This window comes from Streptomyces sp. NPDC006365 (assembly GCF_042870755.1).
Lineage (GTDB): Bacteria > Actinomycetota > Actinomycetes > Streptomycetales > Streptomycetaceae > Streptomyces > Streptomyces xiangluensis.
In genome coordinates this window covers 207,092-229,820 of record NZ_JBIAHS010000004.1, presented here as the reverse complement: position 1 = coordinate 229,820, position 22,729 = coordinate 207,092, and the positions used below count along the sequence as shown (strand labels likewise).

18 protein-coding genes are annotated in these 22,729 nt (G+C 68.8%); 11 read left to right on the top strand and 7 right to left on the bottom strand.

Going from position 1 to position 22,729, the window contains the following annotated elements:
• Window positions 1–232 precede the first annotated feature (232 nt).
• Window positions 233–1,786 carry a protein kinase gene (locus tag ACFYO0_RS14140; RefSeq protein ID WP_388674660.1) on the top strand — a complete coding sequence of 518 codons (1,554 nt, stop codon included), beginning with the start codon at window positions 233–235 and terminating at the stop codon, window positions 1,784–1,786.
• 91 nt (window positions 1,787–1,877) lie between these two features.
• Here ACFYO0_RS14140 and ACFYO0_RS14135 read toward each other — a convergent pair whose 3' ends face one another.
• The gene (locus tag ACFYO0_RS14135; RefSeq protein ID WP_388674658.1) at window positions 1,878–2,915 is read right to left on the bottom strand and encodes a phosphotransferase; all 1,038 of its coding nucleotides are present in this window, start codon (window positions 2,913–2,915) and stop codon (window positions 1,878–1,880) included.
• 446 nt (window positions 2,916–3,361) lie between these two features.
• On the opposite strand from ACFYO0_RS14135, the gene pdhA reads away from it, so the two are divergent.
• Genes pdhA through ACFYO0_RS14120 form a run of 3 tightly spaced genes read left to right on the top strand, consistent with a single transcriptional unit; the run spans window position 3,362 to window position 7,012 of the window.
• Window positions 3,362–4,528, top strand: a complete 1,167-nt coding sequence (gene pdhA / locus ACFYO0_RS14130) for a pyruvate dehydrogenase (acetyl-transferring) E1 component subunit alpha (protein ID WP_388674656.1) — start codon at window positions 3,362–3,364, stop codon at window positions 4,526–4,528.
• A gap of 2 nt (window positions 4,529–4,530) precedes the next feature.
• Window positions 4,531–5,511, top strand: coding sequence for an alpha-ketoacid dehydrogenase subunit beta (locus tag ACFYO0_RS14125; RefSeq protein WP_388674654.1), 981 nt, complete (start codon window positions 4,531–4,533; stop codon window positions 5,509–5,511).
• 10 nt (window positions 5,512–5,521) lie between these two features.
• Complete coding sequence (locus ACFYO0_RS14120; RefSeq protein ID WP_388674652.1) at window positions 5,522–7,012, top strand: dihydrolipoamide acetyltransferase family protein; 1,491 nt, start codon at window positions 5,522–5,524, stop codon at window positions 7,010–7,012.
• A gap of 238 nt (window positions 7,013–7,250) precedes the next feature.
• Here the strand turns inward: ACFYO0_RS14120 and ACFYO0_RS14115 are convergent, their stop codons facing one another.
• Window positions 7,251–8,150 (bottom strand): D-alanyl-D-alanine carboxypeptidase family protein, encoded by a 900-nt coding sequence (locus tag ACFYO0_RS14115; protein WP_388674650.1) that lies wholly within the window; start codon window positions 8,148–8,150, stop codon window positions 7,251–7,253.
• A gap of 213 nt (window positions 8,151–8,363) precedes the next feature.
• Here ACFYO0_RS14115 and ACFYO0_RS14110 point away from each other — a divergent pair, with 213 nt between their 5' ends.
• Together ACFYO0_RS14110 and ACFYO0_RS14105 are read left to right on the top strand one after the other, a co-directional pair.
• Window positions 8,364–9,065 (top strand): GntR family transcriptional regulator, encoded by a 702-nt coding sequence (locus tag ACFYO0_RS14110; RefSeq protein WP_388674648.1) that lies wholly within the window; start codon window positions 8,364–8,366, stop codon window positions 9,063–9,065.
• Window positions 9,062–10,375 (top strand): nitrate/nitrite transporter, encoded by a 1,314-nt coding sequence (locus tag ACFYO0_RS14105; RefSeq protein WP_388674646.1) that lies wholly within the window; start codon window positions 9,062–9,064, stop codon window positions 10,373–10,375. The genes ACFYO0_RS14110 and ACFYO0_RS14105 overlap by 4 nt, the downstream gene beginning before the upstream one ends.
• 240 nt (window positions 10,376–10,615) lie before the next feature.
• On the opposite strand, the gene ACFYO0_RS14100 is transcribed toward ACFYO0_RS14105, so the two are convergent.
• Complete coding sequence (locus ACFYO0_RS14100) at window positions 10,616–11,440, bottom strand: maleylpyruvate isomerase family mycothiol-dependent enzyme (RefSeq protein WP_388674644.1); 825 nt, start codon at window positions 11,438–11,440, stop codon at window positions 10,616–10,618.
• Window positions 11,441–11,577: 137 nt separating this feature from the next.
• On the opposite strand from ACFYO0_RS14100, the gene ACFYO0_RS14095 reads away from it, so the two are divergent.
• On the top strand, window positions 11,578–12,384 hold the full coding sequence (locus ACFYO0_RS14095) for a carbon-nitrogen family hydrolase (RefSeq protein WP_388674642.1): 807 nt from the start codon (window positions 11,578–11,580) through the stop codon (window positions 12,382–12,384).
• Window positions 12,385–12,522: 138 nt separating this feature from the next.
• On the opposite strand, the gene ACFYO0_RS14090 is transcribed toward ACFYO0_RS14095, so the two are convergent.
• The 3 genes from ACFYO0_RS14090 to ACFYO0_RS14080 form a co-directional block, all read right to left on the bottom strand.
• The gene (locus ACFYO0_RS14090; protein ID WP_388674640.1) at window positions 12,523–12,774 is read right to left on the bottom strand and encodes a DUF6458 family protein; all 252 of its coding nucleotides are present in this window, start codon (window positions 12,772–12,774) and stop codon (window positions 12,523–12,525) included.
• A 117-nt stretch (window positions 12,775–12,891) separates the two neighbouring features.
• Window positions 12,892–14,190 carry a M18 family aminopeptidase gene (locus ACFYO0_RS14085; RefSeq protein WP_388674638.1) on the bottom strand — a complete coding sequence of 433 codons (1,299 nt, stop codon included), beginning with the start codon at window positions 14,188–14,190 and terminating at the stop codon, window positions 12,892–12,894.
• A gap of 178 nt (window positions 14,191–14,368) precedes the next feature.
• Window positions 14,369–16,195, bottom strand: a complete 1,827-nt coding sequence (locus tag ACFYO0_RS14080) for an acyl-CoA dehydrogenase (RefSeq protein ID WP_388674636.1) — start codon at window positions 16,193–16,195, stop codon at window positions 14,369–14,371.
• Window positions 16,196–16,600: 405 nt separating this feature from the next.
• On the opposite strand from ACFYO0_RS14080, the gene ACFYO0_RS14075 reads away from it, so the two are divergent.
• The 3 genes from ACFYO0_RS14075 to ACFYO0_RS14065 all read left to right on the top strand — a co-directional run bounded on the left by ACFYO0_RS14075 (window position 16,601) and on the right by ACFYO0_RS14065 (window position 18,449).
• Window positions 16,601–17,074 (top strand): SseB family protein, encoded by a 474-nt coding sequence (locus tag ACFYO0_RS14075; RefSeq protein ID WP_165338906.1) that lies wholly within the window; start codon window positions 16,601–16,603, stop codon window positions 17,072–17,074.
• A 110-nt stretch (window positions 17,075–17,184) separates the two neighbouring features.
• Window positions 17,185–18,156: a pirin family protein gene (locus tag ACFYO0_RS14070; RefSeq protein WP_388674634.1), complete on the top strand. Its 972-nt coding sequence runs from the start codon at window positions 17,185–17,187 to the stop codon at window positions 18,154–18,156.
• A 26-nt stretch (window positions 18,157–18,182) separates the two neighbouring features.
• Window positions 18,183–18,449, top strand: a complete 267-nt coding sequence (locus ACFYO0_RS14065) for a hypothetical protein (RefSeq protein ID WP_388674632.1) — start codon at window positions 18,183–18,185, stop codon at window positions 18,447–18,449.
• Here ACFYO0_RS14065 and ACFYO0_RS14060 read toward each other — a convergent pair whose 3' ends face one another.
• The gene (locus ACFYO0_RS14060) at window positions 18,450–20,627 is read right to left on the bottom strand and encodes a SpoIIE family protein phosphatase (protein WP_388674630.1); all 2,178 of its coding nucleotides are present in this window, start codon (window positions 20,625–20,627) and stop codon (window positions 18,450–18,452) included.
• A 242-nt stretch (window positions 20,628–20,869) separates the two neighbouring features.
• On the opposite strand from ACFYO0_RS14060, the gene aspS reads away from it, so the two are divergent.
• Window positions 20,870–22,633 (top strand): aspartate--tRNA ligase, encoded by a 1,764-nt coding sequence (gene aspS / locus ACFYO0_RS14055; RefSeq protein WP_386339867.1) that lies wholly within the window; start codon window positions 20,870–20,872, stop codon window positions 22,631–22,633.
• The last annotated feature ends 96 nt before the right edge of the window (window positions 22,634–22,729 follow it).

Here is a 22,729-nt window from a genome sequence, read left to right as displayed (position 1 = left end):
GGCACTGACACGTCAAGCGCGGTGCCCGATCCGTGACCGTACGCGATAGAAGCGTCGCGGAAGCGTTACAGGTGACGTGCGGACGGTACACAGAATTTGCACCCGGAGACCCGCTACGGGTTTCATGGCCCGTCCATCTCGGACCGGCGCCTCATGCGGAGGCTGTAGCGTGGCCCGTTGGAGACCGTAACAACCACCGCGCGGACGCGGGCTGAAACGACGGCGAGGACTGATGGCACAGCAGCAGCGCGCTCAGGGCCCGTCCGACCCCGAGGCGACTGGCGGCGGTATGTCAGATGCGCCGGACATGTGGGGTAACGGCGGGCTTGTCGGGGATGGCCGGTATCGGCTGACCCGCAGACTCGGCCGGGGCGGCATGGCCGAGGTGTTCGCGGCCGAGGACGTACGCCTGGGACGTACGGTCGCGGTCAAGCTGCTCCGCTCCGACCTGGCCGAGGACCCGGTGTCCAAGGCCCGCTTCACGCGCGAGGCCCAGTCGGTGGCGGGCCTCAACCACCATGCGGTGGTGGCGGTCTACGACTCCGGCGAGGACGTGATCGCCGGCAACACCGTGCCGTACATCGTCATGGAGCTCGTCGAGGGCCGTACGATCCGCGATCTGCTGCTCAACGCCGAGGCCCCCGGGCCCGAGCAGGCGCTGATCATCGTCTCCGGTGTTCTCGAGGCCCTGGCGTACTCGCACCAGCACGGCATCGTGCACCGCGACATCAAGCCCGCGAACGTGATCATCACCAACACCGGCGCGGTGAAGGTGATGGACTTCGGTATTGCGCGCGCCCTGCACGGCGCGCAGTCGACGATGACCCAGACCGGCATGGTCATGGGCACGCCCCAGTACCTCTCGCCCGAGCAGGCGCTCGGCAAAGCCGTCGACCACCGCAGCGACCTGTATGCGACGGGCTGTCTGCTGTACGAACTTCTCGCGCTCCGGCCGCCGTTCACGGGTGAGACCCCGTTGTCGGTGGTCTACCAGCACGTTCAGGACATTCCGGTTCCCCCGTCCGAGGCCTCGGACGTGGCGCCGCCGGAGCTGGACGGCCTGGTCATGCGCTCCCTCGCCAAGGAACCGGACGACCGGTTCCAGACCGCCGAGGAGATGCGCGGCCTCGTCCAGTACGCGCTGCAGATGCTGTACGACCAGGGCGGCCACACCGGCGGCACCTGGAACACCGGTCCCGTGATGATGCACGAGGGCGGGAGCACTTCGGCGATGGGCATGGCGGGTACGAACGTCATGCCGCATCCGAGCGACTCGGGCACCACGCAGATCCCGTCACCGATTCTGCCGAACCGCGGGTCGAGCGACGATGGGGGCTTCGACGGTAACGGCAACCGGGGCAGCGGCCGCGGCAAGCTGTGGATCCTGGCCGTTCTCGCGGTGATCGCCATCGGGGCGGGCGTCGCGCTGGCCCTCCAGGGCAGGGGCGACAACGGCGGCGGGGGCGGCGACACCACGCAGTCGCCGACGACCTCGCAGACCGAGAAGGACCCGACGCCGAGCGAGAGCCCCTCGTCCGAGGCGACGGAAGAGGAAACGCAGGACGACGGCGCCGGCACGGGTGATGACCCGGACTACACGCCGCCGACGTACGAGCCGACGGACGAGCCGACCAAGGAGCCGACGCAGGAGCCGACCAAGCCCACGAACGAGCCTACGACGCCGGATCCCACCGAGACGGATCCGACGGAGGATCCGACCGAGGATCCGACTGAGGATCCGACTGATGATCCGTCGATCGATCCGACTGATCCCGTGACCCCGTAGCACTCTCCACGCGCGCGTGCGGCCCGAAAGCGGGCTCCACGCGCGCGTGGCGTTCGGCAGGCTCCACGCGCGCGTGCCCATCGGCCGCGCCTCACCCCACGAACGCCTCGCAGACCGCGGCGTACTCCTTCGTCCACCACACGGCGAGCGCGGAAGCCGCCGGGAACTGCGGGTCGGCGCGGGTGTCCCCCCGCTCGTAGTGCCAGCGCAGTATCCAGAAGTCGTTGAGCCGCTCCCACCACACGCGGTGCACGGCGGCCGAGAGTTCGGCCGGGGTGGCGTGTGCGGAACGCCGGTACGCGCGCGCGTAGGCCCGCACTTTCGCCAGATCGAGAGCGCCGTCGGGACGCACGAAGAAGATCACGGCGGCGCGTACTGCCTCCTCGGCCCGTGGCTGGACGCCGAGTCGGTCCCAGTCGACGATCGCGGCAGGAGCCTCCCCCTGGTACAGCACGTTGAAGGGATGGAAGTCCCCGTGCACCCAGCCCACCGAGCCGCCCTGCGGTGGGCGCCGGTCGGCGTGCCGCTCCAGGAGAGCCCGCCGTTCCAGGAGCCGGTGGCGGGCCAACTCATCGAAGGCGTCCGGCGGGCGGTGGCGGCGTACCCGGGCGAGCAGGTCGTCGATGAGCGCGAAGGTATCGGCGGGGTCGGCGCTCTGCGCTCGTGCTTCGGCCTGACGTTGCGGCATCACCCGCTCCAGGGACGCGTGTACGACTCCCAGGAGCGCGCCGAGGCGCCGGCACTGCTCGGTGGTGAGCTGGGCGCCGCCACGGTGGCGCCCCTCGATCCAGGGGTGCAGCGCGTAGGCGTGGCCGCCGATGACGGCGACCGTACGGCCGTCGGTACCGGTCAACGGTGGGGCGACCGGGATGCCGAGGTCGGCGAGGAGCCGGGTCGCGTGATGCTGGCGGGCGATCGCGGCCGGGTCGGCGGTCTCGGGGTCGAAGTGATGCTTGAGGAAATACCGGCCGTGGGTCGTGGCGAGCCGGTAGCCGCGATTGAGCAGCCCCTGGTCCACAGGTTCGCAGGCCAGCGGGGATCCGGCGGCGTACCGCCGCAACAGGGCGCCCAGCGGGGGCGCGGCAGAGGGCCCGGGGCAGGCAGAGGGGAGTACAGATGAGCGCGGCACGCGCCAGATGTTAGGTCACTGAACACGCCGTTGACCTTGCGTTTGTCACAGACGGTGCCCATGTGGTTCTGGTTCGCACCGCCGATCGGTCACAAATGCGCTCACTGTTCCACCGAGGCGAACCCTTCCCGTCCCCAGGGTGACCGGGATAACGTGCCGGTGTTCCGGCCCCCTGCAAGGCTGTGACCAGCGACTGTTCCCGACCGGCGCGATCTGTGCGGAAATCCGACCACAGGGTACTTGGATATCCAAGCAAAAACGCAGGTCAGGAAGGGTTTCCCACGGGTGTGGGGCACTGGGTAACGTGCTAGTTGCAGGGCGCTCGCCGGGGCACCTGTCACGCCTGTTCCCGGCCGAGGGCACCTACCCGTGCACGGGTACTGGAACAGGCGAGCCGCACTGGTCACCCGGCAACCCCGGGGGGCCGGACCGACGGAGGAGCACACGTGACCGTGGAGAGCACTGCCGCGCGCAAGCCGCGACGCAGCGCCGGCACCAAGCGCGCCAGCGCCAAGAAGCCGCCGAGCCGGGACACCGAGCTCGTGCAGCTGCTGACGCCGGAGGGCAAGCGCGTCAAGCATGCCGAGTACGACCCGTACGTCGCCGACATCACCCCCGAAGAGCTGCGCGGTCTGTACCGCGACATGGTGCTCACCCGCCGCTTCGACGCCGAGGCGACCTCGCTGCAGCGTCAGGGTGAGCTGGGCCTGTGGGCCTCGCTGCTGGGCCAGGAGGCCGCCCAGATCGGCTCCGGGCGGGCCCTGCGCGACGACGACTACGTCTTCCCGACCTACCGTGAGCACGGCGTCGCCTGGTGCCGCGGAGTCGACCCGACCAATCTGCTCGGCATGTTCCGCGGCGTGAACAACGGCGGCTGGGACCCGAACGGCAACAACTTCCACCTCTACACGATCGTCATCGGCTCGCAGACCCTGCACGCCACCGGCTACGCGATGGGCGTGGCCAAGGACGGCGCGGACTCGGCCGTGATCGCGTACTTCGGGGACGGCGCCTCCAGCCAGGGCGATGTTGCCGAATCGTTCACCTTCTCCGCCGTCTACAACGCCCCCGTGGTGTTCTTCTGCCAGAACAACCAGTGGGCGATCTCCGAGCCCACCGAGAAGCAGACCCGCGTCCCGCTCTACCAGCGCGCCCAGGGCTATGGCTTCCCGGGCGTACGCGTCGACGGCAATGACGTACTGGCCTGCCTCGCGGTCACCAAGTGGGCCCTGGAGCGGGCCCGCAGGGGCGAGGGACCCACGCTCGTCGAGGCGTACACGTACCGCATGGGCGCGCACACCACCTCCGACGATCCGAGCCGCTATCGGCACGACGACGAGCGGATCTCATGGGAGGCGAAGGACCCGATCCAGCGCCTGCGCAGCTATCTGGCGTCCGAAACTGACACGAATGAGGGATATTTCGGGGAACTCGAAGCCGAGAGCGAGGCGTTGGGCAGGCGAGTGCGCGAAGTGGTACGTGCCATGCCGGACCCGGACCACTTCGCCATCTTCGAGAACGTGTACGCGGACGGGCACGCGCTCGTCGACGAGGAGCGGGCCCAGTTCGCCGCCTACCAGGCGTCGTTCGTATCGGAAGGGGAGGGCGAGTAGCGATGGCCGCAGAAAAGATGGCGCTGGCCAAGGCGATCAACGAATCGCTGCGTACGGCCCTCGACGCCGACCCCAAGGTCCTGATCATGGGCGAGGACGTCGGCAAGCTGGGCGGTGTCTTCCGGGTCACCGACGGTCTGCAGAAGGACTTCGGCGAGGACCGGGTCATCGACACCCCGCTCGCCGAGTCGGGCATCGTCGGCACGGCGATCGGCCTCGCACTGCGAGGCTATCGCCCGGTGGTGGAGATCCAGTTCGACGGCTTCGTGTTCCCCGCGTACGACCAGATCGTCACGCAGCTGGCGAAGATGCACGCGCGAGCGCTCGGCAAGATCAAGATGCCGGTCGTCATCCGCATTCCGTACGGCGGCGGAATCGGCGCCGTAGAGCACCACTCCGAGTCCCCGGAAGCGCTGTTCGCGCATGTGGCGGGCCTGAAGGTGGTCTCGCCGTCCAACGCGAGCGACGCCTACTGGATGATGCAGCAGGCCATCCACAGCGACGACCCGGTGATCTTCTTCGAGCCCAAGCGGCGCTACTGGGACAAGTCCGAGGTCGACGCCGAGGCGATCCCCGGGCCGCTGCACAAGGCCCGTGTCGTGCGCGAGGGAGGCGACCTGACGCTTGCCGCGTACGGCCCGATGGTGAAGGTCTGCCAGGAGGTCGCGAACGCCGCCGAGGAGGAGGGCAAGTCGCTGGAGGTCCTGGACCTGCGCTCGGTCTCGCCGATCGACTTCGACACCGTCCAGGCCTCGGTCGAGAAGACCGGCCGCCTGGTCGTGGTTCACGAGGCCCCGGTGTTCTTCGGCTCCGGTGCGGAGATCGCCGCCCGCATCACGGAGCGGTGCTTCTACCACCTGGAGGCACCCGTTCTGAGGGTCGGCGGCTATCACGCCCCGTATCCGCCGGCGCGCCTGGAGGACGAGTACCTGCCGGGCCTGGACCGGGTGCTCGATGCCGTCGACCGCTCGCTTGCGTACTGAGGAGAGGGTCGTGACGACGATGACGGAAGCGTCCGTGCGGGAGTTCAAGATGCCCGACGTGGGCGAGGGACTCACCGAGGCCGAGATCCTCAAGTGGTATGTGCAGCCTGGTGACTCCGTCACGGACGGGCAGGTGGTCTGCGAGGTCGAGACGGCGAAGGCGGCCGTCGAGCTGCCGATTCCGTACAACGGGGTGGTGCGGGAGCTTCGGTTCCCCGAAGGGGCGACGGTCGACGTGGGCACGGCGATCATCACGGTCGACGAGGCCGGTGGGGATTCCGGGGCCGGTGAGGCCGGTGGTGCCGCTTCGGTCGCGGAGTCCGAGACTCCGGCTCCGACTCCGCCCGCACCGGAGGCGCCGAAGCCCGAGGGGCGCAAGCCGGTCCTGGTCGGGTACGGCGTGTCCGAGGCGTCGACGAAGCGTCGTCCCCGTAAGGGAGTTCCGGTTCAGCAGGCCCAGGCCCGAGTCCAGGCCCAGCAGCCCGAGGCGGCGGCCGCGGTCCAGGGCGAGCTGAACGGGCACACCTCGCCGGTGGACCGTCCCTCTCCGGTGAGCGGTCCGCCTGCGGTCGGCAGTGCGACTGCAGTGGGGGGCCGCCCGCTGGCGAAGCCGCCGGTGCGCAAGCTGGCCAAGGACCTGGGAGTGGACCTGGCCACGGTCACTCCGTCGGGGCCGGACGGGATCATCACGCGCGAGGACGTGCACGCGGCGTCGGCGCCTCCGGCTCCCGAGCCGGTGCAGTCTCCCGTAGCCGCTCCATCACCGGCGCCGGCACCGGCGGCGGTGTCGCACGAGGGCGCCCGTGAGACCCGTATCCCCATCAAGGGCGTCCGCAAGGCGACGGCGACCGCGATGATCGACTCGGCGTTCACGGCACCGCATGTCACGGAGTTCGTGACGGTCGACGTGACCCGCACGATGAAGCTCATCGAGGAGCTCAAGCAGGACAAGGACCTCGCGGGCCTGCGCGTGAACCCCCTGCTGCTCATCGCCAAGGCCCTCCTTGTGGCGATCAAGCGGCATCCTGAGGTGAACGCGTCCTGGGACGAGGCGAACCAGGAGATCGTGGTCAAGCACTACGTGAACCTCGGCATCGCGGCGGCCACTCCCCGCGGCCTGATCGTCCCGAACATCAAGGACGCCCACACCAAGACCCTGCCCGAACTGGCCGCCGCACTCGGCGAGTTGGTGTCAACGGCCCGTGAGGGCAAGACGTCACCCGCAGCCATGCAGGGCGGCACGGTCACGATCACCAACGTAGGCGTCTTCGGCGTCGACACCGGCACACCGATCCTCCCTCCCGGGGAGTCCGCGATCCTCGCCGTCGGCAACATCAAGCTCCAGCCGTGGGTCCACAAGGGCAAGGTGAAGCCGCGCCAGGTCACGACACTGGCGCTGAGCTTCGACCACCGGCTGGTGGACGGCGAGCTGGGCTCCAAGGTGCTGGCGGATGTGGCGGCGATCCTGGAGCAGCCGAAGCGGCTGATCACCTGGGCGTGAGGCCGTCGGCCGGATGGGTCCGACGATGAAGGGGGCGCCGCAGGTTCGGATTGCGGCGCCCCCTTTGCCTCCCTGTCGTCAGCCTTCGCGGGACGCGATCAGGGGTTCGCGGGTGGCCCCGGAGCCGCCGGCCGGCGCCGGGGTTCGGAGAGGGCCCGCCGCAGCCGTGTAGGCGCTGGCGGGCCCTCTCCGTCGTACCTCTGGAGCCGACGCACTTGCGTCGGCCTCCCAGAGCGACCTATCGCCTGAAGGCGTAATCCATCAGCTTCTTCGCGTCCGTTGCGCGGTTCGTCGACGAAGTCGACGCGAGCACCGTGCCGATGACCGTCTTCCCGTTGCGGGTGGCGGCGAAGACCAGACAGTACTTGGCCTCCGGGCCGGAGCCGGTCTTGACGCCGATGGCGCCGGTGTAGGTGCCGAGGAGGGGGTTCGTGTTCGTCCACGGCGCCATCGTGCGGGTGCCGCCGGTCCTCGTGGTCGTCTTCGCCGTGTACTTCTTCGTCTTGACGATCGAGCGGAACGTGGAGTTCTTCATCGCACTGCTGGCCATCTTCGTGAGATCGCGCGGCGTGGAGTAGTTCGCGCCCCTGCCGATGCCGTCGAACGAGTCGAAGTGAGTGTTCGCCAGGCCGAGGTCCCTGGCCTGCTTGTTCATCTTGCCGATGAACGACTTCACGCGGGCGGCCCGCGTCGAGCCGGAGCCGAACTTGTCGGCGAGCGCGTACGCGGCGTCGCAGCCGGACGGCAGCATCAGCCCGTACAGCAGCTGACGGACCGTGACCTTGTCGCCGACGATCAGCTTGGCGTTCGAGGCCCAGTTGTTCTGGACGATGTAGTCGCTGTACGCCTTCTGGATCGTGACCTTGGCGTTCAGGTTGAGATTCGGCTGCGACAGCACGACCTTCGCGGTCATGATCTTCGTGGTTGAGCCGGTGGAGCGGCGGGTGTCCGCGGCCTTCGTGTAAAGCGTCCTGCCGGTGCCGTTGTTCATCACGTAGCCGCCCTTGGCGGCGATCGTGGGCACGGTGAGGGCCGTTGCGGGCGCCGCGGTGAGGGCTCCGGTCGCGAACATGGCTCCGGCGGTGATGATCACGGCGGCAGCTCTGCGGACCCGTACGCCCTTAATGCCGGTTTTCAAGTCAAGTACCCCGATTACGTCGTATGCCCCAAACGCCCTTGAGGGGCGGCCACTTGGCGGCGACTCGAGCGAGCCGCCTGCTCCTGCGACACGTATGACACGTAAGTAGCACAGGAGGTTGTGGCGTCTGCGAGGCGGGGTGCCTTTAACGCCGTGCGTCCGCATCTTGGACGACCCGCGACGATGCGTACGTGTTGTATCTATGCTGTGCGCATGCGTGCAGCGCCCTCCCCGACTTCGAGCAAGACCGCGTCCGGACCAGCCAAACAGCAACTCGCCAAGCAGCCTCCCGCCGCCGAGCGCGTCTACGCCCACGTCAAGCAGGGAGTCCTGGAGCGCCGGTACGAGGGCGGGACGCTGCTCACCGAGGGCGAGCTGGCCGAGGCGGTCGGGGTGTCACGCACCCCCGTTCGCGAGGCGCTGCTGAAGCTCGAGGTCGAGGGGCTGATCAGGCTCTACCCGAAGAAGGGCGCACTGGTCCTGTCCGTCTCCGCGCAGGAGATCGCTGACGTCGTGGAGACCCGGCAGCTCGTCGAGGAGCACGCGATCCGCAAGGCGGTGCCGGCCTCGCCCGCGCTCATCGAGCGCCTCACCGAACTCCTGGACAAGCAGCGGGAACAGGCCGAGGCGGGCGACCTGGCGGCAGCCGCCGTCACCGACCGCTGCTTCCATGCCGAGATCGTCCGCAGCGGAGGGAACGAAATCCTCTCGCGGCTCTACGACCAGCTCCGCGACCGGCAGTTGCGCATGGGCGTCGCCGTGATGCACGCCCACCCCGACCGCATCACCAAGACGCTCACCGAACACCGCGAGATCCTTGATGCGCTGCGCTCCGGCGACGCGGAGGCGGCCGTCGACCTGGTCCACCGGCACGTCAGCTGGTTCTCCAGCCTCGCGCGGGGTGATGTCCGATGACCACTCGGGCACGCTCCACGCCCGCGGCCCTCCCCGGCGACCCGCCCGGCGGTCGTCGCGCCGTTCTCGTCTGGTCCGTCGGCGTCTCCGTCTACTTCGTCGCGGTCATCTTCCGGACATCCCTGGGGGTGGCCGGACTTGACGCGGCCAACCGCTTCGACGTGGGCGCCTCCGCCCTGTCCACCTTCTCCATCCTCCAGCTCCTCGTCTACGCGGGCATGCAGATACCCGTCGGCCTGCTGGTGGACCGGCTCGGCACCAAGAAGGTGCTGACCATCGGCGTACTGCTGTTCACGGCGGGTCAGTTGAGCTTCGCCTTCTCGCCCTCGTACGGGATGGCCCTGGCGTCGCGCGCGCTGCTCGGCTGCGGTGACGCGATGACGTTCATCAGCGTGCTGCGGCTCGGGGCGCGCTGGTTCCCGGCCCGGCGCGGCCCGATGGTCGCTCAGCTGGCGGGCCTGGTGGGCATGGCGGGCAACCTCGTCTCGACGCTCGTCCTGGCCCGGCTGCTGCACGGCGTCGGCTGGACCGCCGCCTTCGCGGGCAGCTCGCTCGCGGGCGTCCTCGTCCTCGTGCTGATGCTGCTGTTCCTCAAGGACCATCCCGAGGGGCACGAGCCGGAGCCGTTCCCGCACCGGGGCGGCGCGTATGTGCGCCGGCAGATCGTCGCGTCCTGGCGGGAGCCCGGAACGCGGCTCGGGCTGTGGGTGCACTTCACGACCCAGTTCCCGGCGATGGTGTTCCTGCTGCTGTGGGGCCTGCCGTTCCTCGTCGAGGCACAGGGCCTCTCGCGGGCGACGGCCGGCGAGTTGCTGACGCTGGTCGTGCTCTCCAACATGGTCATCGGCCTGGTGTACGGGCAGATCGTCGCCCGGCACCACGCGGCGCGGCTTCCGCTGGCGCTCGGCACGGTGCTGTCGACGGCGGCCGTCTGGGCCGCCACGCTCGCGTACCCCGCCGACCACGCGCCGATGTGGCTGCTGATCGTGCTCTGCACGGTGCTGGGCGCCTGCGGCCCCGCCTCGATGATCGGCTTCGACTTCGCACGGCCGGCGAACCCGCCCGAGCGTCAGGGCACGGCCTCCGGAATCACCAACATGGGTGGTTTCGTCGCCTCGATGACGACGCTGTTCGCGATCGGTGCGCTGCTGGACGCCACCGGTGACGACTACGGCGTCGCCTTCTCCGCGGTGTTCGTGCTCCAGGCGCTCGGCCTCGGCCAGATCCTGAGGCTGCGCCGCCAGGCGGCCCGCCGTGAGCGCGAACGGCTGGTCGCGAGCCGGGTGGAGACGGTGCACGTTCCCGCGTGACGCGGGAGGGTTGTCCGTAACTGCCCTTCACAGCCGAGGTGGCTCTGCGACCACATCACCGAGGACCGCTGGGCCCCGGCCGCTGACCGTGACCGTACGACGGCGGGCCTCCCACGGCGGGCCACGACCGTACGATGACGGGCCTCCGCACGGCGGGCCGCGAGGCGAATATTCCGCGCCCGCCGGGGCCCGATCCCCGCGCGGGCGTCCGGCGCACCCGCGGCCCTCGCCGGTGGTGCGCTACTGCGTGACCACGAAGTGCCGCAGGATCGCCGCCGCCAGCTCCGGATCGCCCTCCGTCTTGATGCGGTCGGCCACCGAGTCGACGGTGACGCGGCCGCAGGCCAGCCGGAAGTACGTCTCCCAGTCGAGCGTGAGGGTGACCGCCGGACCGAGCGACGGCGCGCCGTCTATCGTCCCGTGGCCCTCGGCGTCGACGCGGACCGTGCGCAGGAAGTCGACCGGTCCGTTCACATCGAAGACGACCGCGGAGTTCGCGGGCGCGCCCGCTTCCTTGGCGACTACCTTCGGCAGTACGGCGAGCAGCTCGTCGCGCACGATGTACGCACCCGGCGAGTCCAGATTGCCCGGCCGGCCGAGCGCGGTGCGCAGGTCCTGCTCGTGCACCCAGACGTCGAACGCGCGGTACCGCATGGACTGTTCGAGGGTGATCTCCGAGCCCAGCGGACCGCGCACCTTGGCGTGTGGTTCGCGCGACTCGTTGCGCAGCTGCCGGTTGCGGCGGATGATCGTGTACTCCAGCTCGGACGTCATCTCCGGTGCCGTGTGGTGACGGCGTACGTCGACCTGCATCTCCATGTACCGCTGGTGCTCGTTCGACACGTGGTACAGATCGCGCGGCAGCGTGTGGATCGGGCGGGGGTCGCCGAGCATCTCGCAGTCCAGACCGATCACATGCGAGACGATGTCCCGGACGGACCAGCCTGGGCAGGGTGTCCGCCGGTTCCACTCACCCTCCACGAGCGGCTGCACCAGCTCGGATATCGCTTCCACGGAGTGGGTCCAGGCGTCGGCATAGGTCTGAAGGCTGGGATGGAGACTCACGGGACCCCTCGGGCGGTTCGTGCGCGGGCATGGGTGTCTTGGACCGCTAAGTTACGCTGCTCCAAGGCACCCCGGCAGTGCTTTCGTGTGACGATCGTAGGCCCGTTTCGCAGTTCGAATGCCAGGACGGTGGTAGTGTGCGCGCCTCCCTCATCCAGATCGGTGTATACGACGACGAAGGGGGCGAATCGATCGGCGCGCGCCGAGAGCGTGTGGCCGCCCTCGTCCGCGAGCAGGCCGGTGCCGATCTGGTCGTGCTGCCCGAACTGTGGACAACGGGGGCGTTCGCCTACGAGTCGTTCGGCACTCAGGCCGAGCCGCTTCAGGGGCCTACGTACGACGCGATGGCCAAAGCGGCGAGCGACGCGGGCGTATGGCTGCACGCGGGCTCCATCCCCGAGCGGACTGTGTCCGGCAGCGGCTCCGCCGCGGGCGACGGGCTCCTCTACAACACCTCACTCGTCTTCTCCCCCTCCGGCGAACTGGCCGCCTCGTACCGCAAGATCCACCGCTTCGGCTTCGACAAGGGTGAGGCGGTGCTGATGAGCGCGGGCACGGATGTCGTCACCGTACGGCTGCCGTCGACCACGCTCGGCCTCGCGACCTGCTACGACCTTCGCTTCCCCGAACTCTTCCGCCGCCTCGTCGACGCCGGCGCCGAAACTCTCGTCATCCCCGCCGGCTGGCCCGAACGCCGTCGCTCCCACTGGACGCTCCTGGCCCAGGCCCGCGCGGTGGAAAACCAGTCGTACGTCCTGGCGTGTGGAACGGCCGGTACGCATGCGGGGGTTCCGCAGGCCGGTCACTCGATCGTGGTGGATCCCTGGGGCGAGGTACTGGCCGAGGCGGGCCCGGACGAGGAGGTGCTCACGGTGGAATTCGATCCGGGGAAGGTGGGCGTGACGAGGGACCAGTTCCCGGCACTGAAGGACCGGGTCCTGTGAAGGTGCCTCCGGCGGCCTGGCGGGTGCGTTCGTTGTCGGGTGCGCGTTGTGGGTCGCTGGTCGCGCCTCTGGCGACCTGAGTCAGCTCGCCGGCGACCAGCGACCCCGCCCGCCACGTTCACCGGCAGAGGATGACGATCAGATGCCGTAACCGTCGCTGTATCCATCCCGGCGGCTGTGGTGCCGTTCATCGTCGATTACCGGAGTTGTGGGCGGCACCACCACGCGCCTGCGCCTCGCGACGCTGCTGAACGTCGCGACGCCGATCAGGCCGACGATGATCAGGATGATTCCGACCAGGTCGAGGTTGACTCCCTGCATGTCCCAGTCGGTCGCGAACGTGAGGATGGCCCCCACCGCGATCAGAATGATGCAACCACCAAGACCCATGAGTCCGGCCTCCCTGTGCTGTCCGTTTTCAACGGCTGTTGCGGACCCGGGCCGGGTACCCTCCGCCGGACCGGCCATGCGGAGGCGAGCACTTACTTCCTGCAGAAGCTTGGAGAACTATCCCTCCAGGAACGCCACCAACGCGTTCCCCAGCAGGAACGGGTCCTCCGTGGCGCATAGTTCGCGGGCGCTGTGCATGGAGAGGATGGCCACGCCGATGTCGACCGTCTTGATGCCGTGGCGGGCGGCGGTGATGGGGCCGATGGTCGTGCCGCAGGGCATCGAGTTGTTGGAGACGAAGGACTGGAAGGGGACGCCGGCCTTCTCGCAGGCGGCGGCGAAGACCGCGCGGCCCGAACCGTCCGTGGCGTAGCGGTTGTTGACGTTGACCTTGAGGATGGGGCCCCCGCCCGCGCGCGGGTGGTGCGTCGGGTCGTGGCGCTCGGCGTAGTTCGGGTGGACCGCGTGGCCCGTGTCGGAGGACAGGCAGACCGTGCCGGCGAAGGCGCGCGCCCTGTCCTCGTACGTACCGCCGCGCGCGAACACCGAACGCTCCAGCACACTCCCGAGCAGCGGACCGTCCGCCCCCGTGTCCGACTGCGAGCCGTTCTCCTCGTGGTCGAACGCCGCGAGCACCGGGATGGACAGGAGGGCAGCGTCACCGGTCGCGACGGCCGTCAGCGCGGCCGTACCCGCGTGCACGGACAGGAGGTTGTCCATGCGCGGGCCGGCGACCAGCTCCTTGTCCCGGCCCAGGTACGACGGCGGCTCGATGGAGTGCGTCATCAGGTCCCAGCCGGTGACCTCGCCCTCGGCCACCCCGGATTCCCGCTCCAGGAAACGGATCAGGTCGCCGTCGCGTACGTCGTTGCCGAGGCCCCAGATCGGCTGGAGATGCCGCTGCTTGTCGAGCTTGAGACCCTCTGAGGTGACCGAACGGTCCAGGTGGATGGCGAGTTGGGGAACTCTCAGCAGGGCGCGGTCGATGTTCACGAGGTGGCTCGTGCCGTCGCGCAGTGAGAGCCGGCCGGCGAGGCCCAGGTCGCGGTCCAGCCAGGAGTTGAGCAGCGGGCCGCCGTAGATCTCGACCGCGACCTGGCGCCAGCCGTGCGCTCCGCTGTCCGGCCGCGGCTTCACGCGCAGATTGGGGGAGTCGGTGTGGGCCCCGACGATCCGGAACGGCGTGTGCGGCTCGGCGCCCTCGGGCACGTACCAGGCCACGATCGCGCCCCCGCGCACCACGTACTTCCCGCCGTGTGCCCCCTCCCACGCGTCCGTCTCGGCGACCTGCCTGAAGCCGGCCTTCTCCAGCCGCTCGGCCGCGTTCGCCACCGCGTGATACGGGGACGGGCTTGCCGTCAGGAAGGACATGAGGTCGTCGGTATGGCCGCGATCAAAGCGTGGGGGTGTGCGCATGGGTTCACCTTAACGACGTACGAGGGCCCGTTCCCGGCGATGGGGAACGGGCCCTCGTAAGGGGGATGTGGAGGGGGCTGCCGACCCGGAAGGTGACTTTCCGGTAGGGCTCCGGTATGTACGTAGACGCTCTCCTGGAAAGGCCGCCTCGTATGTGCTGAAGCGTACGGAAGCGTTCCTAGAAGGCCGCTTCGTCGAGCTCCATCAGCTCCAGGTCGGTGCCCTCGGCGAGCTTGCGCGCACCGGTGACGCCCGGCAGGACGTTCGCCGCGAAGAACTTGGCCGCGGCGATCTTGCCCGTGTAGAAGGCCCTGTCCTTGGCGGGTGCCGTCTCCAGCTTCTCGGCGGCGACGGCGGCACCCTTCAGCAGCAGGTAGCCGACGACCACGTCACCGGAGGCCATCAGCAGGCGGGTGGTGTTGAGCCCGACCTTGTAGATGTTCTTGACGTCCTGCTCGGTCGCCGCGAGGTCCGTGAGCATCAGGCCGACGATGGCCTCCAGATCGACGGCCGCCTTGGCGAGCTGCTCGCGGGCCGCCGACAGCTCCTCGCCGCCCGTACCGATTGCCAGGAACTTCTTGATGTCCTCGGCGAGCGAGTTCAGTGCCGCGCCCTGGTTGCGGACGATCTTCCGGAAGAAGAAGTCCTGGCCCTGGATCGCGGTGGTGCCCTCATAGAGGGTGTCGATCTTGGCGTCCCGGATGTACTGCTCGACCGGGTACTCCTGCAGATAGCCGGAGCCGCCGAACGTCTGCAGCGACTGCGACAGCTGCTCGTACGCCTTCTCGGAGCCGTAACCCTTCACGATCGGCAGAAGCAGGTCGTTCAGGGCCTCGAGGGCGGCGGTGTCCTCGCCCGCGGCTTCCCTGACGAGGATCTCGTCCTGGATCGAAGCGGTGTACATGACGAGGGCGCGCATGCCCTCCGCGTACGCCTTCTGCGTCATCAGCGAGCGGCGGACGTCCGGGTGGTGCGTGATGGTGACCTTGGGGGCGGTCTTGTCCATGAAGTTCGCGAGGTCCGGGCCCTGGACGCGCTCCTTGGCGTACTCAAGGGCGTTCAGGTAACCCGTCGACAGCGTGGAGATCGCCTTCGTGCCGACCATCATCCGGGCGAACTCGATGATCCGGAACATCTGGCGGATGCCGTCGTGCTTGTCACCGATCAGCCAGCCCTTGGCGGGGTGGCGGTCGCCGAACGTCATCTCGCACGTGTTGGAGGCCTTGAGGCCCATCTTGTGCTCGACGTTCGTCGCGTACACGCCGTTGCGCTCGCCCAGCTCGCCGGTCTCGAAGTCGAAGAGGTACTTCGGTACGAGGAAGAGGGAGAGGCCCTTGGTGCCGGGACCGGCGCCCTCGGGACGGGCCAGCACGTAGTGAAGGATGTTCTCCTCCATGTCGTGCTCACCGGACGTGATGAACCGCTTCACGCCCTCGATGTGCCAGGATCCGTCCTCCTGCTGAACCGCCTTGGTGCGCCCGGCGCCCACGTCCGAGCCCGCGTCGGGCTCGGTGAGCACCATGGTCGATCCCCAGGTCCTGTCCACGGCTATCTGGGCGATCTTCTTCTGGGCCTCGGTGCCCTCGTCGAAGAGGATGCGGGCGAACGCCGGGCCGGAGGAGTACATCCAGACCGCCGGGTTCGAGCCCAGGATCAGCTCCGCGTACGACCAGATCAGGGACGGCGGGGCGGTCGTGCCGCCGAGCTCCTCGGGCAGGCCGAGCCGCCAGTACTCGGAGTCCATGAAGGCCTTGTAGCTCTTCTTGAAGCTGGCGGGTACGGGCGCGGTGTTGGTCTCCGGGTCGAAGACCGGCGGGTTGCGGTCCGCGTCCGCGAAGGACTCCGCCAGCTCGTTCTCCGAAAGTCGGGTCAGTTCTTCGAGGATGCTCTTGGCGGTCTCGGTGTCCATCTCCGCGAACGGGCCGCTGCCGTACAGCTTGTCGCGCCCGAGCACCTCGAAGAGGTTGAACTCGATGTCGCGGAGATTCGACTTGTAGTGCCCCATGGCGACGGCTCCGTTAAGGGATCGGGTGAGGTTGTGATTCCTCGGACCTAGGTTCGTGTACCAGCAAGTAGCCACGATGATGCTACCCGTGGGTAATAAGAATCAACCCCTAGCGGCTCAAGTGTGAGTTAACCCTCCGGGTTCGGACGGGGCGGGTTTGTGGGGGTTGGTCCGGTTCTCGGGTGGGGGTGGATGGTGGGGTTCCGCCGGTGAACAAGCGCGGGTCCATGGTGGCCCGAGCGTGAGTGGAGCCGCAGGTTTTTCGGGGGCACGCGGCTGTGACACAAGCGGCTCCGCTGCGGGCGCGGCAAGCCACGATGAACCCGCACTCGCCAACGAATCGAACCCACCCTCCCGGAAGGCGCCCCCGCCCAACTGCCGGAGGCAACGGCTACTCTGGCCCCCATGTACGGCTACGACCAGACCGCGGGCCCCGGCCAGCAGCAGTATGCGCAGCCTCAGCCGCCGCCCCAGCCCGGAGGGTATGGGCCGCAGAGCGGACCTCTGTACCCGGAGCCGTCGCCGCCCTCGCTCGCGGACGCGGTGCGCGCGTTCACCACGGGGGCGATCTCTGCCGAGGACTTTCAGCAGGTCTTCGCCACGTCCAAGGTCTACTGCCCGCGCGGTGACAACCCCGGCTTCCTCGCGCTGCACAACACGCAGCAGCCCGTGATCCCCATGTTCACCTCGCTCAAGGAGCTGCGCCGGTACGCCGGCAAGGAGTCCAAGTACTTCGTGATCACCGGTGCCGAGGTGATCGACCTGCTCCCCACCGGCTACGGCTTCGTCCTCGACATGGAGGGCGAGCACCGCATGGTCTTCGACGCGAAGGCGGTCGAGCAGATGGTCGACTTCGCGATGCGCCGAATGTACGGCTGACGTGCCCGACACCGCGCGACGCCCGGAGGGAATTCCCTCCGGGCGTTCTCTGTTCCGGGTAGCAGGAAGTTCAACAATCAACTAAACTCGGAGCACAAGGAGGTACCGACATGCCTGCAGTGACCGTCGAGAACCCGCTGACCCTGCCCCGTGTGGTGGCGTCGGCCGAGGCCGTGGCCCGCCCGGTGCTGGCGGTGACCGATGCGCCGAGCGGCTTCGAAGGCGAGGGCTTCCCGGTCCGCCGCGCCTTCGCCGGCATCAACTACAAGTACCTCGACCCGTTCATCATGATGGACCAGATGGGTGAGGTGGATTACGCGCCCGGGGAGCCGAAGGGCACCCCCTGGCACCCCCACCGCGGATTCGAGACCGTCACGTACATCATCGACGGGATCTTCGACCACCAGGACTCCAACGGTGGTGGCGGCACCATCACCAACGGCGACACCCAGTGGATGACCGCGGGCTCGGGGCTGCTCCACATCGAGGCGCCGCCGGAGTCGCTCGTCATGTCCGGTGGGCTCTTCCACGGCCTCCAGCTGTGGGTGAACCTCCCGGCCAGGGACAAGATGATGGCCCCGCGCTACCAGGACATCCGTGGTGGTCAGGTGCAGCTCCTCAGCACGCCCGACGGCGGTGCACTGCTGCGCGTCATCGCCGGTGAGCTGGATGGTCACAACGGTCCCGGTATCACGCACACGCCGATCACGATGGTGCACGCGACGCTGGCGCCGGGCGCCGAGATCACCCTGCCCTGGCGTGAGGACTTCAACGGCCTGGCGTACGTGCTGGCGGGCAAGGGTGCCGTGGGTGCGGAGCGCCGCCCGATCCACCTGGGGCAGACCGCGGTCTTCGGCGCCGGGTCCTCGCTGACCGTCCGTGCGGACGAGAAGCAGGACTCTCACACGCCTGACCTGGAGGTCGTCCTCCTGGGTGGGCAGCCGATCCGTGAGCCTATGGCGCACTACGGGCCGTTCGTGATGAACACCCGAGAGGAACTGCAGCAGGCCTTCGACGACTTCCAGAAGGGACGACTGGGTACGATTCCGGCCGTGCACGGGATGACCGAGGGCGGTCTCTGACCGTACGGAACGGAAGGACGACGGGCATGGCGCAGGAGAATCCGGAGTTCCACTTCGTGTTCCATCCCGTCGCCGGGGAGCCGTTGGCCGTCAGGAGCCGTGACTACGAGTCGTTGGAGTCGGCGGTGGACAGCGCCACCTCGGCGCTGGAGCAGGGGAACACCCTGCGCTTCGAGCTGAACGGCGGTGACGCCGGTGACAGTGGAGCCGCGCTGGTCAACTGTTCCAACGTCGTCGCGGTCAAGGTGCGGCCGGTGTCGGCGACAGACGCCGACGACGGCCAGTACCTCTGATCACGTACCGGTGATCGTCTCGACGAGATCGCCGGTGCCGTCCGGTTCGTAGAGCTCGAACCAGATGCTCTTGCCCTCGCCCCGCGGGTCCACTCCCCAGGCGTCCGAGAGCAGCTCCATGAGCATCAAGCCCCGCCCGGAGGACGCCAGTTCTCCGGGCTGACGCTTGTGCGGCAGGGCGTCGCTCCGGTCGGTGACCTCGACCCGGATCCGGCGGGAGCCCGCCTCGCCCGTCATCTCGGCGACGAGCAGCGCTTCGGCCTCCGTGTGCACGAGTACGTTCGTGACCATCTCCGAGACCAGGAGCACCGCCGAGTCGATCTGGTCGTCGGACGCCCAGTCGTGCAGCAGTTCCCGGAGCTGGTTTCGGGCGTCCGCGACCCGCTCGGGCTCGGCCTGTGCCACGGTCAGCACGGTGCGGCGTACGGACGTCCTTGCCGCCAGGGGTTCGCCGCAGCCGCAGCCCTCCCCCTGCCGGCACAGCAGCAGGACCGCGATGTCGTCCTCGCGGCGGTCCACCAGCGGCCCGGTCATGTGGTGCGAGGAGGGTCCGTGCACGGCCTGGACCAGTGCGTCGGCCAGCGCCTCCAGGTCGCTCTGCTCGCCGTCGTGGCTCTCCAGGATCTTGCGGATCCTGAGCCAGCCCGTGTCGAGGTCATGCCCGCCGGTCTCGATGAGCCCGTCCGTGCAGATCAGCATGGTCTCGCCGGGTTCCAGGGCGAGCCGTGTCGTCGGATAGTCCGCGTCCGGGTCGATGCCGAGCGGCAGTCCGCCCGCGGTCGGCCGGGTCAGTACAGTCCCGTCGGCCATCCGTATCGCCGGGTCCGGATGCCCGGCGCGGGCGATGTCCAGTACGCCGGTCGCAGGGTCGACCTCCACGTACAGGCAGGTCGCGAAGCGCAGGTCGGCGGCCTCCTCGTCGGACGTCATCCCATACAGGAACCGCGAGGCGCGCGACAGCACGGCGTCCGGGCGGTGCCCTTCGGAGGCGTACGCCCTGAGCGCGATCCGCAGCTGGCCCATCAGCCCCGCGGCGCGTACGTCATGGCCCTGGACGTCGCCGATGACGAGGGCGAATCTGCCTCCTCCGGGCTGCGCCGGGGAGGTGCCCCCGGGGAGCGGGATCATGTCGTACCAGTCGCCGCCGACCTGGAGTCCGCCGCCGGTGGGCACGTATCGCGCGGCAACCGTCATGCCCGGGATCTGCGGCCCAAGGTTGGGCAGCATCGAGCGTTGGAGGCCGTCGGTCAGCTCGCGCTCGGACTCGGCGGTACCGGCGCGTGAGAGAGCCTGCGCGAGCATGCGGGCCACGGTGGTGAGGACGGAGCGTTCGTCGGGGGTGAAGGAGACGCGGTAGGTGAAGGCCGCCATCCACGCGCCGATCGTGCGGCCCGCGACGACGAGCGGCAGAAACGCCCACGACTGCCGGCCGAAACCCTGGGCGAGTGGCCACCAGGCGGGGAAGCGTTTCCGGTAGTCCTTCGGGGAGGAGAGATAGACGGCACGGCCGGTGCGTACGACCTCCGCGGCCGGATGGTCCGTGTCCACGGACATCGCGGAGGACGGCCCCTCGTCGTCGGACTGGTGTCCGTGGTGGCCGATGAGCGTCAGCCGGTCGCCCTGAGTGCCGTAGACGGCCAGTCCGTCCGGGGAGAACCCGGGCATCGACAGGCCTGCCGCGACCCGCAGCACCTCCGCCGTGGACCGGGCCTCTGCCAGTGCGCGCCCGGCGTCCAGCAGGAACGCCTCGCGGGAGCGGCGCCAGTCACCGGTGACAGGCGTGCGGGCGGCGGCGCCCGGCGGTGGCTCCGAGACCTCCTGAAGGGTGCCGACCAGCTGGTAGGAGCGCGATTCAGTGTCGTACGACGGCTTGGAGCGGCTGCGGACCGTACGCAGTACGCGCCCCTGACCGTCCATGACCCGCATCCGGAGTTCGGCGATGGTGCCCTCGGAGGCGGCGAGTTGGACGACCGGTTTGACCTCGTTCCAGTCGACCGGGTGGAAGCGGGCGCGGGCGCCGGCCTCCGACAGGGTGATCGGCTCGGAGGGAAGTCCGAGCAGCCGTGCGGCCTCGGCGTCCAGAGTGACCAGTTCGGCCGCGTTGTCCCAACGCCACAGGCCGGTCGCGAGGGCGGCCAGGACGTCCCCCACGGCGGGCAGGGGCTCACCAGTGCGCATTGCGCCACTGTAGGAAGAGGTGATCGTGAGAAGCCACCAAAGGTGAAAAGGCCACCCTTCGGAGGGCCGGACCGTGACCGGCCCGTGATGGTCGTGACCCGCTCGTAATGATGGGGAGGCGGGCTTTGGCTCCCCGGTACGCTTGGGTCTGTGTTTCACGTGAAACACAGACCGTGACAACACAGGCCGTGGCATAGGCCGTGACACACAAACCCCGATCCGCGAAGACTGGATGAACGACGATGCATCGGTACAGGTCCCACACCTGCGGCGAGCTCCGCGCCTCTGACGTCGGCAGCGACGTCCGGCTGAGCGGCTGGCTGCACAATCGGCGCGACCTGGGCGGCATCCTCTTCATCGATCTGCGCGATCACTACGGCATCACGCAGCTGGTCGCCCGCCCCGGCACGGCCGCGTACGAGGCGCTGGACAAGCTCTCCAAGGAGTCGACCGTCCGCGTCGACGGCCAGGTCGTCTCGCGCGGCGCCGAGAACATCAACCCGGACCTGCCGACCGGCGAGGTCGAGGTCGAGGTGAGCGAGGTCGAGCTGCTCGGCGCCGCCGCCCCGCTGCCCTTCACGATCAACACCGAGGATGGTGTGAACGAGGAGCGGCGCCTGGAGTACCGCTTCCTGGACCTGCGCCGCGAGCGCATGCACCGCAACATCATGCTGCGTACGGCGGTCATCTCCGCGATCCGCAACAAGATGACGACTCTCGGCTTCAACGAGCTGGCGACCCCGATCCTCACCGCCACCTCGCCCGAGGGTGCCCGCGACTTCGTCGTCCCGTCCCGTCTGCACCCGGGCAGGTTCTACGCCCTTCCGCAGGCGCCGCAGCAGTTCAAGCAGTTGCTGATGATCTCCGGCTTCGACCGCTACTTCCAGATCGCGCCCTGCTTCCGCGACGAGGACGCGCGCGCCGACCGTTCGCCGGGCGAGTTCTACCAGCTCGATGTGGAGATGAGCTTCGTCGAGCAGGAAGACGTGTTCCAGCCGATCGAGCAGCTGATGACGGAGCTGTTCGAGGAGTTCGGGAACGGCCGCCATGTCACCTCCCCCTTCCCGCGGATCCCGTTCCGCGAGGCGATGCTGAAGTACGGCTCCGACAAGCCGGACCTGCGGGCCCAGCTGGAGCTGGCCGACATCACCGACATCTTCGAGGGCTCGGAGTTCAAGGCCTTCGCGGGCAAGCACGTACGGGCGCTGCCGGTGCCGGACGTGTCCTCGCAGCCCCGAAAGTTCTTCGACCAGCTCGGTGACTACGCCGTCTCGCAGGGCGCGAAGGGCTTGGCGTGGGTGCGGGTCGCTGAGGACGGCTCGCTCACCGGCCCGATCGCGAAGTTCCTGACGGAGGAGAACGTCGCGGAGCTGACGAAGCGGCTGTCTCTCGCTGCCGGTCACGCGGTGTTCTTCGGTGCGGGTGAGTTCGACGAGGTCTCGAAGATCATGGGTGCGGTGCGGGTCGAGGCCGCTCGTCGCTCGGGTCACTTCGAGGAGGACGTCTTCCGCTTCTGCTGGGTCGTCGACTTCCCGATGTTCGAGAAGGACGAGGAGACGGGGAAGATCGACTTCTCCCACAACCCCTTCTCGATGCCGCAGGGCGGTATGGAGGCCCTGGAGACGCAGGACCCCCTCGACATCCTGGCCTGGCAGTACGACATCGTCTGCAACGGAGTCGAGCTGTCCTCCGGCGCGATCCGGAACCACGAGCCGGACATCATGCTCAAGGCCTTCGGCATCGCGGGCTACGAGGCGGAGACCGTCGAGCGCGAGTTCGCCGGCATGCTCCGCGCGTTCCGCTTCGGCGCGCCCCCGCACGGCGGCATCGCGCCGGGCGTCGACCGGATCGTGATGCTCCTGGCCGACGAGCCCAACATCCGCGAGACGATCGCCTTCCCGCTCAACGGCAACGCCCAGGACCTGATGATGGGCGCGCCCACGGAGCTGGAGGAGGCGCGGCTGCGGGAGCTGCACCTTTCGGTACGGAAGCCGCAGCCGAAGTAGCCCTGTCCAGTGGCCGTCTGTGGCCCGGAACCGACGCCGGTTCCGGGCCGCTTTCGTGTGTACGGGCAACCTGTGAGAGCCACGTGGAATCCCACA

Coding starts and splice junctions, on each gene's coding strand:
- ACFYO0_RS14085 (WP_388674638.1), bottom strand. CDS start 14,190: ATGCGCACACCCCCACGCTTTGATCGCGGCCATACCGACGACCTCATG.
- ACFYO0_RS14110 (WP_388674648.1), top strand. CDS start 8,364: ATGCGTGCAGCGCCCTCCCCGACTTCGAGCAAGACCGCGTCCGGACCA.
- ACFYO0_RS14105 (WP_388674646.1), top strand. CDS start 9,062: ATGACCACTCGGGCACGCTCCACGCCCGCGGCCCTCCCCGGCGACCCG.
- ACFYO0_RS14080 (WP_388674636.1), bottom strand. CDS start 16,195: ATGGGGCACTACAAGTCGAATCTCCGCGACATCGAGTTCAACCTCTTC.
- ACFYO0_RS14060 (WP_388674630.1), bottom strand. CDS start 20,627: ATGCGCACTGGTGAGCCCCTGCCCGCCGTGGGGGACGTCCTGGCCGCC.
- ACFYO0_RS14090 (WP_388674640.1), bottom strand. CDS start 12,774: ATGGGTCTTGGTGGTTGCATCATTCTGATCGCGGTGGGGGCCATCCTC.
- ACFYO0_RS14065 (WP_388674632.1), top strand. CDS start 18,183: ATGGCGCAGGAGAATCCGGAGTTCCACTTCGTGTTCCATCCCGTCGCC.
- ACFYO0_RS14125 (WP_388674654.1), top strand. CDS start 4,531: ATGGCCGCAGAAAAGATGGCGCTGGCCAAGGCGATCAACGAATCGCTG.
- ACFYO0_RS14140 (WP_388674660.1), top strand. CDS start 233: ATGGCACAGCAGCAGCGCGCTCAGGGCCCGTCCGACCCCGAGGCGACT.
- ACFYO0_RS14075 (WP_165338906.1), top strand. CDS start 16,601: ATGTACGGCTACGACCAGACCGCGGGCCCCGGCCAGCAGCAGTATGCG.
- ACFYO0_RS14070 (WP_388674634.1), top strand. CDS start 17,185: ATGCCTGCAGTGACCGTCGAGAACCCGCTGACCCTGCCCCGTGTGGTG.
- aspS (WP_386339867.1), top strand. CDS start 20,870: ATGCATCGGTACAGGTCCCACACCTGCGGCGAGCTCCGCGCCTCTGAC.